Raw genomic sequence first — 15,704 nt, forward strand, 5'->3', positions numbered from 1 at the left:
GTGCCGCACCGGTGCGGGCTGCGGCGCCCGGGACAGCCACGGGCGGGCGTACCCCGCCGGCTGCTCGGCCGGCTGGGTGTCCAGCTGACGCCTCGTCGCGGTCCTGCCGGCCGCCGGGGGGTCCGGGTCGGATTTCTACGGCCCGTACGAGTACGACGCTGGGAGGCGTGATGCCTGTCCTCTTCGGGTTGGTCGCACTGGTGGGGGTGGTCTGCGCTCTGGACCTGGCCCTCACGGTCGGTGTCATCGAACGGCTCGTGGAGCAGTCCGAGAAGTGCGCCCGTCTCGGCCGGGGTCCGGCGTCCTCCCTCGCCGAGGGCGACCGGGTGGACGCGTTCCGGACCGTCACCGCGGACGGCCGTCCGTTGCACCGGGACCAGTTGCCGGACGGCACGGCGGTCGCGTTCTTCACGCCGGGCTGCGGGACGTGCCGGGAGACGCTGCCGAGGTTCCTGGAGTACGCGCGGGCGCTTCCGGGCGGGCGCCGGCAGGTGCTGGCGGTCGTGGTCGGCGAGGAGGAGGCGGCGGCCGGGTACGTCGCGCAGCTCGCGCCCGTGGCCCAGGTGGTGGTCGAGGAGCGCGGCGGACCGGTGTCGCTGGCCTTCGCCGTCATCGGTTTTCCGGCCCTCCTCCAGGTCGCCCGCGACCGGTCCGGCACGCTCGTCACGACCACCGGCAGCCTGGACCTCGGCCCCGCCGGTGCGCCGGTCTCCCGTGCGGCATGAGCCCGCGGAACCCGCGGTCCCGGCCCGGCGCCGCCGCACCGGGCCGGGCCGCCGGGCCACTCCTTGAGGCTGCCGTCCGGTCACTCCTTGAGGCCGTAGAAGTGCACCGGCGAGTTCGGTTCGAAGCCGATGCGGGGGTACACGGGTGCCCCGGCCTCCGTCGCGTGCAGGGTGGCCCGGGTCAGGCCGGTCGCCCGGGCCCCCTCGTACAGGGCCTTGCGGGTCACCGCTTCTCCGTAGCCCCTGCGCTGCCACTCCGGGGCGGTGGCGACGAGCACGACGAACAGGCGGCCGTCCGCCTCCACCGTCGCCGCGCACGTCACCGGGTCGCCGTCCCGCAGCCCCAGGTAGGCGTGAACCTCGCTCGTCCACAGCGCGGACCCGAGGAGCCCGTCCCGGCCGTCCTCCAGCGGGAAGCCGTAGGCGCGGGAGTTCAGGTCCGCGTACGCCCGGAGCTGTTCGTCCGCGGTGACGCGTACGAAGGTCAGGTCCGGGTGGGACGGCTCGGGGAGGGGCAGCAGGTCGCCGGCCATGCCGGTGCCCGGGAACGCGTACTCCAGGCCCGCCCGCTCGGCCGCCGACCGCACCCCGGCGCGTGCCTCGTCACCGAGCAGATCCTCGAAGAGCCACAGGAACCCGGGGTGCCGCTTGGACCGCATGATCTCCGCCGCCTGGCCGAGCCGGTGCTCGACCAGTGCCGCGTCCGCGTCGACGTCGGTCAGCGTGACGCAGTTCCAGAACGCGAACCGGCAGTCGGCCCAGCGGACGGCGATCCCCGGAAGGTCCCGCACATCGGCACCGGGATCCCGGTCGAGCACCATGGCCCGCCAGGCCACGGCGAGCTGCTCCATCGATTCGATCGACTCCGTACGGCCCGGCATCCGGCCTCCCTGGTGGTGGGGTGGGGCAAGTCCTCCCAGTCATACGCCACTTCGCCGTGCCGGCGCTCGCCGACACGGACGAGTTCCGGGAGACGGGCGACCGCCGGCGAGAGGCCGAAGCGCTGGGCGACCTCGGCCTCGTCCAGGCCCCTTCGGGCGGCCGGGAGGAGGACGGCACAGCATTCACGGAGGCCGCCGCCCTGTTCCGGGAGACCGGTGGCCTGGACGACGAACGCCGGGCCCTGGAATACCGGGCCGCGGTGCGGAACCCGGCGGACGGACGGCGACGGGACACAGGCGCATCATGACGCTCCGGGCGATGCCCGGCACTCTTTCCTGGTCGCGGCGCGGCGCGGCGGCGACGGTGTGGCGTCGGAGTTCGGCCACCCGGTCAGAACCCTCAGGCCGCGTGCGTCGCGGTGGAGCGGCGCGGCGCACCGGTCCGCCGGGGTCCGTCGTGCGGGAACCGCTGCCGGACCTGCGTCTTCTTCCGGCGGCGCGGTCCACGGCCGGCGGCGGGCCACGGGCGGCCCGGGCCCCTCGACGGTGACCGGGTAGCCGCTTGCCGCGCCCGCGGGGCCGGGACGACCATGAGGGGCCCACCCGCTGTTCGCACAGGGAGTGGCCCGTGTCTCCGAGCGTGACAGCAGTGATCGAGGGCCGCGAAGAGCCGGCGCCGAGCGGATGCCGGTGCCCCGTGTCTCCCGGAAGGGCTGGTCGTGCCAGAGCCGCTTGACGCCGTGACCCCTGCCGCCGCCGGTACGCCCGTGTTCCCGGCCGAGTTGACCGCGCCGCCGACGGTCGGCGTGGAGGAGGAGTTCGTCCTGGCCGATCGGCACAGCAGGGCGGCTGTGCACAGAGCCCCGGCCGTGGTGGGTGCCGCGCGCGGTCGCCTCGGTGCGCCGCACGCCACGGCGGAGGTCTCGCAGGCCCAGGTGGAGACGGTCAGCGCGGTGTGCCGCACGGCCGAGGACCTGGCGGCGGAGATCGTCCGGCTGCGCGGCGGCGCGGCCGTGGCGGCGGCCGAGTACGACTGCCTCCTGGTGCCAAGCGGCACCGCGGTGCTCGGCAGGCCCGGCCCGCCGCCCATCGTGGACAAGGCCCGCTACCGCGCCTTCGCCCGCCGCTTCGGGCCGCTCGCCCACGACCAGGGGGTGAACGCCTGCCATGTGCACGTCGGGGTGGACGACCGGGAGGAGGCCGTGCGGGCGGTCAACCACCTCCGGGGCTGGATGCCCCTGCTGCTGGCCGTCACCTGCAACTCCCCGTTCAGCGACGGGACGGACACCGGATACGCCAGCTGGCGCTCCATGCTCTGGGGTCGGTGGCCCGTGGCGGGCCCGCCGCCCTTTCTGCACGGCGCGGCCCACCACGAACGGGTCGTCGGCCAACTCGTCGCCTCCGGCGCGGCGATGGACCCGGCGATGGTCTACTGGCACGTCCGGCCCTCACCGCACCTTCCCACCGTGGAGGTGCGCGTCGCCGACGTGCTGCCGGAGCCCGCGGCCACCACGGCCTACGCGCTGTTGGTCCGTGCTCTCGTCGGCTGTGCCGTGGACGCCGTACGCGCCGGTGAACCCGCGCCCGTCGTCCCCGACCTGCTGCTGAGGGCGGCGTGCTGGCAGGCCGCCCGGTACGGCACACAGGGCACGCTGCCCGCCACCCACACCCCCGACTGCGCCCCCACGGCCGTGGGCCGGCTGGTGGACGAACTGTGGAAACGCGTCGAGCCGCACCTGACCCGCTACGGCGACGACCGGTGGGTCGGCGACTGGCTGAGCGACGTGCAGCGCGAGGGCACCGGCTCGGCGCGCCAGCGACGGATCGCGGACCACCACGGGGGCCGCCTCCAGTCCGTCGTGGACGATCTCGCCGTCGCTCCCGGCTGACACACGCCCCGGTGGCAGGCCGGCGCCGTACCGCCGGCCAAGGCGTCCGGACTTGCCTTCGAGTGGACTCCAGCCGTCACACTGGCCGTCACGAGAAGAGGGGCACCGGTGCCCGGGACAGAACGGCGGCAGCAGATGGCGACGACGAGCGCGGCGGGGCACCCCCTGCCGTACGACACCTACCGCGAGGCGATCGAGCGGGAGACGCGGCGGTTCGCCGAGGTGGTGCGGGGCGCCGACCCCGCGCGTGCCGTGCCCGCCTGTCCGGACTGGGCGCTGGCCGACCTCACCCGGCACGTGGGGTCGTTGCAGCGCTGGTTCTGCGCGCTGCTGACCCGGCGCGTGCAGGAGCCGCCGCGCAGCCGGGAGGTGGAGCTGGGGATGCCCGAGGACGTGCGGGAGCTCGCCGACTGGGTGGCGGCGGGGGTACCGGAGGTGGCGGCCGTACTGCGGGACACGGATCCGGGTGCGGCGATGTGGGCGTGGGGCGAGGACCAGCACGCGCGGTTCTGGGCGCGCCGGATGCTCCACGAGACGCTGGTGCACCGGGTGGACGCGGAACGGGCCGTCGGCGGCGAACCGGACGTGGATCCCGTGCTCGCGGCGGACGGGGTGGACGAGTTCCTGGTCAACCTGCCGTACGCGGGGATCTTCGCACCCGGTGTGACGAAGCTGCGTGGCGACGGCGAGACCCTGGCGTTCCGGTGCACGGGCGGCGACGGCGCGTCCGGCGGGCAGTGGCGGGTGCGCCTGGACCCGGACGGGTTCCGGCTGCTGCCGCGCACCAGCGGCGACACGGCGTCCGAGCCGGACACGGTGGCGGTGCACGGGCCGGCGGAGGACCTTCTGCTGCTGCTCTACGGCCGGCGGTCGTACCAGGAGCCCGTCTTCGACGTGTCGGGGGACGTCACGGTCCTCGACCGCTGGTTCGCCCACACGGCCTTCTGAGCCACAGCCTTCCGCGCCACGGCCTTCCGAGCGGCGTCTTGCGCGCGCCACAGCCTTCCGAGCGGCGGCCTTCCGAGCGGCGGCCCGGTTCAGCCGGCCGGGGACGGCGGCGGTGCGGACGGCGCTTCGGCGCAGAGGGAGACGGCCAGCGCCGCGATGTCGTCCTGCAGCCGGTCTCCGCTGTGGGCCAGCAGGTCGTGGTGGAGCCGTTCCAGCAGCTCCCGGGGCGGAAGGGAGCACCAGGGACGGAGGCGCTGGAGCAGGGGGTAGAAGGAGCCGGCCGCGTCGCGGGTCTCCGTGATGCCGTCCGTGTACAGCAGGAGCTGGTCGCCGGCCCGGAGGGGGTAGGCGTCGACGTGGTACGGCTCCCCGACCAGCATGCCGAGGTTGAGCGGCGGGGCCGAGCGGCCGCTGTCCAGTTCCCGGACCTCACCGGCCCTGAGGAGGACCGGGGGCGGGTGGCCGCAGTTGACGACGCGGATCAGTGGTTCCGTCGGGGGGATCTCGGCGAAGACGGCGGTGACGAACCGTTCGCCGGCCTCGCTCCCGGCCAGCAGCATCGCCCTGCGGTTCATGCTCGTCTCCACGCGGTCGGCCAGCGCGGGCAGGGCCGGTTCGTCGAACGCGGCCTCGCGGAACGCGCCGAGCAGGGCCGCGGCCGTCTCCACCGCGAGCAGGCCCTTGCCCCGGACGTCCCCGATGAGCAGCCGGACCCCGTACCGGGTGGGAACGGCCTCGTAGAGGTCGCCGCCGATGCGGGCCTCCGCCGCGGCCGACAGGTACAGGCTCTCCAGCTGGAGCCTGCCGATCCGGTGCGGAACCGGTCTGAGCAGGACCCGTTGGGCGATGTCGGCCACGAACCGGACGTCGGCCAGGGTGCGCTCGCGGCGCGTGCGGTGCGCGGCCAGGATCGTGCCGAGGACGCCCACCAGGGCGGTGCAGACGTAGGCGGCGACGTAGTGACGGTCCCACAGGTAGCCGACCGAGCGGCCCGCACAGCACGGGGTGCCGGCCAGGACGCCCTCCAAGGCGATGGCGAAGACCGTGGCGGCGGCGACGACGACCGGGCCGTGGGCGAAGGCGGCCACGAGGGGAAGGGCGATCAGCACGAAGCTCACCGGCCACTGCACGGGGGTCGCGGGCTCCAGCAGCAGAAGGACCACCACGTACAGGAGCGGCAGCCACCGCAGCCACGCCGGGGCCGCCGGCAACCGCGTCCGTGCACCGGCACCGTCCTCCGGCTCCCGACCGGTATGTCCAGGCCTCGGCATACGTGGTCTGCGCACACGGACTCCTGTCAGAGGAACTCGACAAGACTCCCAGCCTGGTCCGCGGGGCAACGACGCGCCGGTATTGCTCCACTCAACGGCATGTTCCACCGGGCGGGCGCCGACGGCTCCGGATCACCCGCGTCCGCCCCGGCCTCCTGGACACGGGCGGCGCCGGTCCGCCGCGCCGGAGACCGGCACCGCGACGCCGGGCCCCGTGCAGGAAACCCGAACCGCATGCGCCAGGCCCCGTGCCGGAAACCCGAATCGCGCCGCCGGGCCCCGTGCCGAAGACCCGCACCGCGGTGCCGGCGCGGCCCGGACTCCGCCGACCGCCACCCGTCCGCCGCGGGCCTGCGCGGCCCCCGACTCCACCGGCCGCCACCCGTCCGCCACCCGTCCGCCGCGGGCCTGCGCCATCGGCGGGTCACCGGTCGCGGCGGGTCACCGGTCGCCGTCGGCGGAGCTCCAGTGCTAGAAAAGGGAGATGAGCGGACGTTCCCGCTGGCCACGGGCAAGCGCGGCGCCGCCGCCCGGCACACGTGGGTCATCCGATCCGTCCCGTGGACGAGGGCCCTGGCCGTCACGCGGACGCCGCCTCTCGTCGTCCCTGAGCGTCCGCACGCTCGCCGCGCAGGTCTTCCTGCTCCAGGCGCTGATCATGCTGGTGCTGGTCACGGTGGCCGCCGCCGCCCTGGTGGTCCAGGGACGGTACGACGCCCAGCACAACGCCGAGGACCGCTCCCTGGCCGTGGCGGAGTCCTTCGCGCACGCGCCCGGAACGGCCCTCGCGCTGCGCACCCCCGACCCCACGGCCCGGCTCCAGCCGGCGGCGGAGCAGGCGCGCAAGGGCTCCGGCGTCGACTTCGTCACCGTCCTGGACCGGCACGGGGTCCGGCTCACCGACCCCGACCCCGCTCTGATCGGCACCAAGACCCAGGGCGTCGGCCGGGCCATCGCCGGCGAGACGTTCACCGAGACGTTCCACGGCCGGCCCGCCGACGCCGTCCGCGCGGTCGTCCCGGTGACGGACGCCAGCAGGCGCGTCGTCGGCATGGTCACCGCCGGGATCGAGTACGCCAACGTCAGCCAGGTGCTGGACCAGCAGATGCCGAAGCTGCTCGGCGCGGCCGCGGGGGCGCTCCTCCTCGCGACCGGCGGCGCGGCCCTGGTCAGCCGCCGCCTGCTGCGCCAGACCCACGGGCTCGGCCCCGCCGAGATGACCCGGATGTACGAGCACCACGACGCCGTGCTCCACGCGGTGCGCGAGGGGGTGCTGATCCTCGACGGCGACGGGCGCGTCCTGCTCGCCAACGACGAGGCGCAGCGGCTGCTGGACCTGCCCCCGGAAGCCGACCGGCGGCTGGTGCGGGAGCTGGGCCTGGGCCCGCGTCTCACCCGGTTGCTGAAGTCGCAGGAGGCCGCGAGCGACGAGGTCATCCCGGCCGGGGACCGGCTGCTGGCGGTGAACATCCGGCCCACCGCCCCGTACGGCGGTGCCCAGGGGCTGGTCGCCACCTTCCGTGACACCACGGAGCTGAGGGCGCTGTCCGGGCAGGCGGAGGTCGCGCGGGGCCGGCTGTCGTTCCTCTACGAGGCGGGCGTGCGGATCGGCACCACCCTCGACGTCCGGCGCACGGCCGAGGAGCTGTCCGAGGTGGCGGTCCCCCGCCTGGCCGACGCCGTCACGGTGGAACTCCTCGACTCCGTGCTGCGCGGCCAGGAGCCCACGAGCGCGGTCCACGAGATGCGCCGCACCGCGCTGCGGGCCTCGCGGACGGGGCACCCCCTGCAGCCGGTGGGCGATGTGATCCGGTTCGTGATGGCCGACACGCCGATGGTGGCGGCGCTCCGGCAGGGCAGGGCCGTCCTGGTGTCCGACCTGCGCACCGCCCAGGACTGGCGGGCCCAGGACCCCGAGGGGGCGCAGCGGGCGCTGGACTACGGCATCAGCTCGCTCATCACGGTGCCGCTGCGGGCCCGCGGTGTCGTCCTGGGCATGGTCAACTTCTGGCGCGGCGCGGGCTCCGCCCGGTTCGAGGAGGAGGACGTGGCCGTGGCCGAGGAGCTGGTGGCCCGGGCCGCCGTGGCGATCGACAACGCGCGCCGGTACTCCCGCGAGCACGAGCTGGCGGTGACGCTGCAGCGCAATCTGCTGCCGCTGGGCCTGCCGGAGCAGGACGCGCTGGAGGTCGCCTCGCGCTACCTGCCGGCGCGGTCCGGTGTGGGCGGCGACTGGTTCGACGTCATCCCGCTGCCCGGTTTCCGGGTGGCGCTGGTCGTCGGTGACATCGTGGGCCACGGGCTGCAGGCCGCGGTGACCATGGGGCGGCTGCGCACGGCCGTACTGAACTTCTCCTCGCTGGACCTGGCCCCGGACGAACTGCTCGGCCACCTGGACGAGATGGTGACCCGGCTGGACAGCCAGGGCGCGACCGCCGCCGACGAGGACGACCGGGTACCGCTGACCGGGGCCACCTGTCTCTACGCCATCTACGACCCGGTCGGCGGACACTGCACGCTGTCCCGCGCCGGACACCTCGCGCCCGCCGTGGTGGATCCCCAGGGCAGGGTAACCTTCCCGGACCTTCCGCTGTCGCCGCCGCTGGGGGTGGGCGGGCACCCCTTCGAGGCCGGGGAACTGGACCTGCCCGAGGGCAGCCGTCTCGTCCTGTTCACCGACGGGCTGATCGAGAACCGGGGAGGGGACATCGACGAGGGCCTGGAGCTGCTCTCCTCGGCCATCGCCCGCCCGGACCGGTCACCGGAGGAAACCTGCCACGCCCTCGTGGAGACGATGCTGCCCGCGCACCCCAGGGACGACGTGGCGCTGCTGGTCGCCCGCACCCGACGGCTCGCCCCCCAGTGCGTGGCGACCTGGGACGTCCCCTTCGACGTCGAGGCCGTGCCCCGGGTGCGCAGGGAGGTCAGCCGGCGGCTCGCCGGCTGGGGACTGGAGGGGACGGCGTTCGCCACGGAACTGATCCTCAGCGAACTCCTCACCAACGCGCTCCGGTACGGCGCCCCGCCCGTGCGGGTGAGGCTGCTGCTGGGCCGGACCCTGGTCTGCGAGGTGTCGGACGGCAGCAACACCTCCCCCCGGCTGCGCCGCGCGGCCACCACCGACGAGGGCGGCCGCGGTCTGTTCCTGGTCTCCCAGTTCGCCGACCTCTGGGGCACCCGCTACGCGGCGCGCGGCAAGGTCATCTGGACCGAGCAGACCCTGGACAGCGCCACGGAACCGGACCCGTCGGCCCTGCTGGACGCCCTGGACCTCTGACACCGGCCGGTCCGGACATCCGACACCAGCCGGTCCGGACATCCGACACCAGCCGGTCCGGACATCCGACACCGGCCGGTCCGGACAGGTGCGCGCGGCTGTCCGGACCGCGCCCCCGCGCGGGACACGCTGTGGGCCCGCTGTCGCCGGAGCCGTAATATCGGTGATCTCGTGGGGGGAGGTGGTCATGGGCAAGCGGCGCCCTGGCACGCCGACGCTGGAGGAGGTGGCCGCTCACGCCGGAGTGGGCCGGGGCACGGTCTCCCGCGTCGTCAACAACGAGGCGGGCGTGAAGGAGTCGACGCGCCGGGCCGTGCAGCAGGCCATCGCGGAACTGGGCTACGTACCCAACCTCGCGGCCCGTTCGCTCGCCGGCCGTCGCGCCGACGCCGTCGCGCTCGTGATGACCGAGCCGGACTGGCGGAACTTCGCGGAGCCCTTCTTCTCCGAGATCGTCACCTCGATCGGCGACGCCCTGACGGACACCGGCATGCAGCTGCTGCTGACACTGGTCCGCTCGGACACCGAACGGCGGCGTTTCCTGGAGTTCGCCCGCGGCGGCCGGGTCGACGGGGTGCTGCTGATGTCCGTGCACGCCGCCGATCCGCTGCCCGACATGCTCGCCGAGGCCCGGCTGCCCACCGTCCTGCTGGGCCGCCGCTCGGCCGACGAGCACGTCAGCTACGTCGACGCGGACAACGTCGGCGGCGCCCGCAGCGCGGTCGCCCGGCTGCTGGAGTCGGGCCGGCGCACCATCGCGACGATCACCGGGCCGCTCGACATGTACGTCACCCAGTGCCGGCTGCGCGGCTACCGGGAGGCCCTGGCCCAGGCCGGTGTCGAGGCGCGGCCGTCCTGGGTCGCCGAGGGCGACTTCACCGAGGAGAGCGGCCGGCGCGCCATGGCCCGGCTGATCGAGCGGCACCCGGAGATCGACGGCGTCCTCGCCGCCTCGGACACCACGGCCGCCGGCGCCCTGGAGGCGCTGCGCGCCGCGGGCCGGCGGATCCCGCAGGACGTCGCCGTCATCGGCTTCGACGACTTCCCGCTGGCCGAGCGGACCGAGCCGCGGCTGACGACCGTACGGCAGCCGCTGGAGGAGATCGGACGGGCCATGGTGCGGCTGCTCCTGGAGGAGCTGGAGGAGTCGTCCGTGGCATGGCGGCACGCGATCCTCCGTACGGAGCTGGTGGTCCGCGACTCGGGCTGAGTTGTCTCGGGAGCGCTCCCAAAACGCCTCCGATCTGTCGCACACCCACACTGTGACCTGCGGCTTCGAAACTCTTTCGACACTCACCCCCGCGCCCAGTCTTGTCAGGGGCATGAACTCTCCCTACAGTCCGTGCCCAACGGAGGAAATGGGAGCGCTCCCACCCCACGCCCCTGGGAGCGCTCCCGGCATCCCCCCACCGTCATGGAGAGGACCCGCATGCGACCGTCCAAGCACCATGCCCGTGGCACGCGCGGCCTGTTGGGCGCGCTCCTCACCGCCCTCGCCGCGCTCGCGGCGCTGCTCACCGTCGCCCCGGCGGCGCACGCCGACACCACGATCTGCGAACAGTACGGCTCCACGACGATCCAGGACCGCTACGTCGTCCAGAACAACCGCTGGGGCACCGGCGACACCCAGTGCATCACCGTGACCGACTCCGGGTTCCGCCTGACCCAGGCCGACGGATCGGTCCCGACGAACGGCGCCCCGAAGTCGTACCCGTCCGTGTTCAACGGCTGCCACTACACCAACTGCTCGCCCGGGACCAGGCTCCCGGCGCGGCTCGGCACCATCTCCACCGCGCCCACCAGCATCTCCTACAGCTACGTGAGCAACGCGGTGTACGACGCCGCGTACGACATCTGGCTCGACCCCACGCCCCGCACCGACGGCGTGAACAGGACCGAGATCATGGTGTGGTTCAACAAGGTCGGCTCCATCCAGCCGGTGGGCTCGCAGGTGGGCACCGCCACCGTCGCCGGGCGCACCTGGCAGGTGTGGTCCGGGAACAACGGCTCCAACGACGTCCTGTCGTTCGTCGCGCCGTCGGCGATCACCAGCTGGAGCTTCGACGTCATGGACTTCGTCCGGCAGGCCGTCTCCCGGGGGCTCGCGCAGGACAGCTGGTACCTGACCAGTGTGCAGGCGGGCTTCGAGCCCTGGCAGAACGGCGCCGGCCTCGCCGTGAACTCCTTCTCGTCCACGGTCGAGACCGGCAGCGGCGGCTCCGGGACCCCGGCGGCCTGCAAGGTGGCGTACGCGACGAACGTCTGGCAGGGCGGATTCACCGCCGACGTCACCGTCACCAACACCGGCTCCTCCCCCGTCAGCGACTGGAAGCTGGCCTTCGCCCTGCCCACGGGGCAGCGGATCACCAGCGCCTGGGGGGCCGGGGTGACGCCGTCCGCGGGCGCGGTCACGGCGAGCGGTCTCTTCTACAACGCGCAGATCGCGCCCGGCGGCCAGGTGACCTTCGGGTTCCAGGGCAGCTACGCCGGGACCTTCGCCAAGCCCGCCGGGTTCAGCCTGAACGGGACCGCCTGCACCACCGGGTGACCCGCGCGTCCACCGCGGCCCGACAGCGTGGCGAAGCCCCACCGCACAGCCCACCCGCACAGCCCACCGGCACCGCCCGCCGCGCCCCAGCCCGCCTGCTCCGTGCGGGCGGCGCACCCCACCCGCCCCGGGACCCGCTCGTCCCGCACCCGCCGATCGGGCGGGTCCCGGTTCCACAGGCGGCCCCGCTCCCGGCCGCCTCCAGGACTCCAGGAAAGGCCCGCCCGCATGAGCCTCCTGTCCGCCCGCCGCCGTCCGCTGACGGCCCTGGCCGTGTGTGCGGCGGCCCTGGCCCTCGCCGCGCCGGCCTCGGCCGTACCGGAGCCCGTGGCCGCACCGGCCGCGGTCCTCCCCTACCAGGACGCGTCCTTACCCGTGCCGGACCGCGTCGCCGACCTGCTGTCGCGCATGACCCTGGACGACAAGCTCGGCCAGATGACGCAGATCGAGAAGGACGCCCTCGTCCCGCAGACCGACCTCGCCGCCTACCGCATCGGATCGGTGCTGTCCGGCGGCGACTCGACCGTCAGCCCCAACAACGCCCAGACCTGGGCCGACACCTACGACTCCCTGCAACGCACCGCGCTGACCACACCGCTCGGCATCCCGATGATCTACGGGATCGACGCGGTGCACGGCCACAACGCGGTCCGCGGGGCCACCCTGTTCCCGCACAACATCGGCCTCGGCGCCACCCGCGATCCCGCGCTCGTCCAGCGGATCGGACGGGCGGTGGCCGAGGAGGTGTCGGGCACCGGCATCGACTGGGACTTCGCGCCGTGCCTGTGCGTGGCCCGCGACGACCGCTGGGGCCGTACCTACGAGTCGTACGGCGAGACGCCCGAACTGCCCTCGGCCCTCACCACGTTCATCACCGGCCTGCAGGGCGACACCCTCGGTGCGGGCCCGGCGTCCGTCCTCGCCACCGCCAAGCACTACCTGGGCGATGGCGGCACCGCGGGCGGCGTGGACCAGGGCGACACCCGGCTGTCCGAGGCCGACCTGCGTGCCGTCCACCTGCCGCCGTTCCGGGAGGCGGTGCGCCACGGGGTGGGCGCGGTGATGCTGTCGTACAGCAGCTGGAACGGGGTCAGGTCGCACGCGAACAAGTACCTGGTGACCGACGTGCTGAAGGGCGAACTCGGGTTCAGCGGGTTCGTCGTGTCCGACTGGGCCGCGGTCGACCAGCTCGACGGCCAGAGCGGCTTCACCGGCGCCGAGATCGCCACGGCCGTCAACGCGGGCGTCGACATGGTCATGGTCCCGCACGACTACAGGAAGTTCCTCACCCTGCTGCGCGGCGAGGTCACCGCGGGCCGGATCCCGCAGTCCCGGATCGACGACGCCAACCGCCGCATCCTCACCAAGAAGTTCCAACTGGGCCTGTTCGAGAAGCCGTTCACCGACCGCTCGTACACCGCCACGGTCGGCTCGGCCGCGCACCGGGAGCTGGCCCGGCAGGCGGTGCGCGCCTCGCAGGTGCTGCTGAAGAACGAGGGCGGTGTGCTGCCCCTGCCGAAGTCGGCCAAGCTGTTCGTCGCCGGCAAGTCCGCCGACGACATCGGCAACCAGAGCGGGGGCTGGACCGTCGGCTGGCAGGGCCGCAGCGGCCCGGTCACCGACGGCACCACGGTCCTGCAGGGCATCCGGGCCGCCGTCACCGACCCGTCCCGGGTCACCTACGACCGGTACGGCAACGGCATCGACTCCAGCTACCGCGCCGCCGTCGCCGTGGTCGGCGAGACCCCGTACGCCGAGGGCAGGGGCGACCGGCCGGGCGGCCTCGGCCTGGACCAGGAGGACCTGGGGACCCTCGCCCGGCTGAAGGCGAGCGGGGTGCCGGTCGTCGTGGTCCTGGTCTCCGGCCGTCCGCTGGACATCGCCGACCGACTGCCCGACTGGCGGGCGCTGCTGGCCGCCTGGCTGCCCGGTACGGAGGGCGCCGGCGTGTCCGACGTCCTGTTCGGCGACCACGCCCCCACCGGGAAGCTGCCGGTGAGCTGGCCGAGGACGTCCGCGCAGGAGCCCGTCAACGAGGGAGACGGCAAGGACCCGCTCTTCCCCTACGGGTACGGGCTGACGTACTCCGGTGCCGGTCCCGCGCCCACCCCGGCGCCGGGGGCGTGCACCGCGCGGCTGCGCACCACGTCCTCCTGGCAGGGCGGTTACCAGGCGGAGGTCACCGTCGAGAACACCGGCTCGGCCGCGCTGACGGGCTGGGCGGTGGACTGGGACCTGGACGGCTCCCGTGTCACCAGCCTCTGGAACGGTGCGCTGAGCACCGCCGACGGCCGGGCCACCGTCCGCAACGCCGCCTTCAACGGCTCCCTGCCGCCCGGCGGCACCACCTCCTTCGGCTTCACCGCGGACGGCACCGCCGGCACCCCCGGCCTCCACTGCGCCGGCGGCTGAGCACCCGCCCGCCGGCAGCACCACCTCCTACCCCCGCGCCACGAGGAGGTCCGGGGAACCCCGACGTACACCGGCGCCCCGACGCTCCCCGCGCACTCCGGTACGGCACCCGTCCGGGGTGCACCGCCCGACCGATCCACACCGGAAGGAGCAGAACGTGGCTCGACGCAACAGACTGGTGTCGGCGGCAGCGGCTCTCTCGACGCTGCTGGCCGCACTCGCCCTGACCCTGCTGGGACAGACCAGCGCCCAGGCGCACGGGGTGGCGATGCTGCCCGGCTCGCGCACCTACCTGTGCTACCTGGACGCGCACACGACGACGGGCGGCCTCGACCCGACCAACCCGGCGTGCCGGGACGCGCTGGCGCAGAGCGGTGCGACGGCGCTGTACAACTGGTTCGCCGTGCTCGACTCGAAGGCCGGGGGCCGTGGCGCCGGTTACGTCCCGGACGGCACGCTGTGCAGTGCGGGCGACCGGTCCCCGTACGACTTCCGCGCCTACAACGCGGCCCGGTCGGACTGGCCGCGCACCCATCTGACCAGCGGGGCCACGATCCAGGCCCAGTACAGCAACTGGGCGGCGCACCCCGGCGACTTCCGGGTCTACGTCACCAAACAGGGCTGGTCACCCACCTCCGCGCTGCGCTGGGCCGACCTGGAACTGGTCCAGACGGTCACCAACCCGCCGCAGCAGGGGTCGCCGGGCACCGACGGCGGCCACTACTACTGGGACATGAAGCTCCCGTCCGGTCGGTCCGGTGACGCGCTGCTCTTCATCCAGTGGGTCCGCTCGGACAGCCAGGAGAACTTCTTCTCCTGCTCGGACATCGTCTTCGACGGCGGCCACGGGGAGGTCACGGGTATCCGCGGCTCGAACGGCACGCCCACGCCCACCCCGACACCGACACCGACACCGACGGATCCGCACACCGGTTCCTGCATGGCCGTCTACTCCGTGGTGAACTCCTGGAACGGTGGCTTCCAGGCCTCCGTCGAGGTCATGAACCACGGCACGGAGCCGCTCGACGGCTGGGCCGTGGCCTGGCGGCCGGGAGCGGGCACCAGGATCAGCAGTCTGTGGAACGGCACGCAGTCCACCGCCGCCGACGGCACGGTCACGGTCCGCAACGCGGACCACAACCGGGTCGTGCCCGCCGACGGCAGCGTCACCTTCGGCTTCACCGCCACCTCGACCGGCAACGACGTCCCCGCCGGTTCGATCGGCTGCGTCACGGCACAGGGCACCGCCTGACCCGTGCCGGGCTCACCGCCCCACCGGTCCGTTCCGGACGGGGCGGTGAGCGTCACACGGCCCCGGGTGTGCCCGGCGGCATGGGTTCGACGCCGACGACGTGCCGCACCCTCGTCGGCTCGACGTACGCGATGACCCGCCGTTCGCCCGGGATCCCCCACTCGAAGCGCTCGGTACCGGCGTAGGCGGCCGCCAGCCGGTCCATGTTCCGGTCCGCTTCCGGGCCCTCGACGAACCGGACCACCCGGCCGCGGATCTGGACGCGGTCGTACGGGTCGGAGCGGTCCGCGTGGGAGAGGCACACGCGCGGGTCCCGGCGGAGGTTGCGCTCCTTGACGCGCCCGACGGCGGTGTTGAAGAAGACCAGGTCGCCGTCGAGCCCGACCCACATCGGGCTGACGTGGGGCGCCCCGTCGGCGTCCACCGTGGCGACGTACCAGATCTCCGGCGCTTCGATCCGTTCGCGGATCTCCTTGGGGAGGACAGTCATGGGGCACTTCC

General features: G+C 74.0%; 12 protein-coding genes. 9 read left to right on the plus strand and 3 right to left on the minus strand.

The features are described 5' to 3' along the window. The first annotated feature begins 170 nt into the window (after positions 1 to 170). Positions 171 to 725 (plus strand): thioredoxin domain-containing protein, encoded by a 555-nt coding sequence (locus IEZ20_RS25070; RefSeq protein WP_189302576.1) that lies wholly within the window; start codon positions 171 to 173, stop codon positions 723 to 725. Positions 726 to 805: 80 nt separating this feature from the next. On the opposite strand, the gene IEZ20_RS25075 is transcribed toward IEZ20_RS25070, so the two are convergent. Continuing rightward, positions 806 to 1,606, minus strand: a complete 801-nt coding sequence (locus IEZ20_RS25075) for a GNAT family N-acetyltransferase (RefSeq protein ID WP_189302579.1) — start codon at positions 1,604 to 1,606, stop codon at positions 806 to 808. Between the two features lie 56 nt (positions 1,607 to 1,662). On the opposite strand from IEZ20_RS25075, the gene IEZ20_RS25080 reads away from it, so the two are divergent. The 3 genes from IEZ20_RS25080 to IEZ20_RS25090 all read left to right on the plus strand — a co-directional run bounded on the left by IEZ20_RS25080 (position 1,663) and on the right by IEZ20_RS25090 (position 4,443). After that, on the plus strand, positions 1,663 to 1,914 hold the full coding sequence (locus tag IEZ20_RS25080) for a hypothetical protein (protein ID WP_189302583.1): 252 nt from the start codon (positions 1,663 to 1,665) through the stop codon (positions 1,912 to 1,914). 411 nt (positions 1,915 to 2,325) lie between these two features. Continuing rightward, positions 2,326 to 3,495 (plus strand): carboxylate-amine ligase, encoded by a 1,170-nt coding sequence (locus IEZ20_RS25085; RefSeq protein WP_189302585.1) that lies wholly within the window; start codon positions 2,326 to 2,328, stop codon positions 3,493 to 3,495. 108 nt (positions 3,496 to 3,603) lie between these two features. Then, positions 3,604 to 4,443, plus strand: a complete 840-nt coding sequence (locus IEZ20_RS25090; RefSeq protein WP_229896250.1) for a maleylpyruvate isomerase family mycothiol-dependent enzyme — start codon at positions 3,604 to 3,606, stop codon at positions 4,441 to 4,443. Between the two features lie 89 nt (positions 4,444 to 4,532). On the opposite strand, the gene IEZ20_RS25095 is transcribed toward IEZ20_RS25090, so the two are convergent. Then, a complete protein-coding gene (locus IEZ20_RS25095) occupies positions 4,533 to 5,633 on the minus strand; it encodes a PP2C family protein-serine/threonine phosphatase (protein WP_189302737.1) in 1,101 nt (366 codons plus the stop codon). 565 nt (positions 5,634 to 6,198) lie between these two features. Between IEZ20_RS25095 and IEZ20_RS25100 the strand changes: the two genes are divergently transcribed. The 5 genes from IEZ20_RS25100 (at position 6,199) to IEZ20_RS25120 (ending at position 15,203) form a co-directional block, all read left to right on the plus strand. Continuing rightward, on the plus strand, positions 6,199 to 8,991 hold the full coding sequence (locus tag IEZ20_RS25100; protein WP_189302587.1) for a SpoIIE family protein phosphatase: 2,793 nt from the start codon (positions 6,199 to 6,201) through the stop codon (positions 8,989 to 8,991). Between the two features lie 187 nt (positions 8,992 to 9,178). Then, positions 9,179 to 10,201, plus strand: coding sequence for a LacI family DNA-binding transcriptional regulator (locus tag IEZ20_RS25105; protein WP_189302589.1), 1,023 nt, complete (start codon positions 9,179 to 9,181; stop codon positions 10,199 to 10,201). Positions 10,202 to 10,420: 219 nt separating this feature from the next. Then, entirely contained in the window at positions 10,421 to 11,539 is a 1,119-nt protein-coding gene (locus tag IEZ20_RS25110) for a glycoside hydrolase family 12 protein (protein WP_189302592.1), read from the plus strand. Positions 11,540 to 11,767: 228 nt separating this feature from the next. Further along, complete coding sequence (locus IEZ20_RS25115) at positions 11,768 to 13,951, plus strand: glycoside hydrolase family 3 N-terminal domain-containing protein (protein WP_189302594.1); 2,184 nt, start codon at positions 11,768 to 11,770, stop codon at positions 13,949 to 13,951. A 157-nt stretch (positions 13,952 to 14,108) separates the two neighbouring features. Then, a complete protein-coding gene (locus tag IEZ20_RS25120; protein WP_189302596.1) occupies positions 14,109 to 15,203 on the plus strand; it encodes a lytic polysaccharide monooxygenase in 1,095 nt (364 codons plus the stop codon). 52 nt (positions 15,204 to 15,255) lie between these two features. Here the strand turns inward: IEZ20_RS25120 and IEZ20_RS25125 are convergent, their stop codons facing one another. Further along, positions 15,256 to 15,693, minus strand: coding sequence for a PPOX class F420-dependent oxidoreductase (locus IEZ20_RS25125; protein WP_189302598.1), 438 nt, complete (start codon positions 15,691 to 15,693; stop codon positions 15,256 to 15,258). Positions 15,694 to 15,704: the final 11 nt, after the last annotated feature.

The organism is Streptomyces cinerochromogenes (assembly GCF_014648635.1).
GTDB classification, from domain to species: Bacteria; Actinomycetota; Actinomycetes; order Streptomycetales; family Streptomycetaceae; genus Streptomyces; species Streptomyces cinerochromogenes.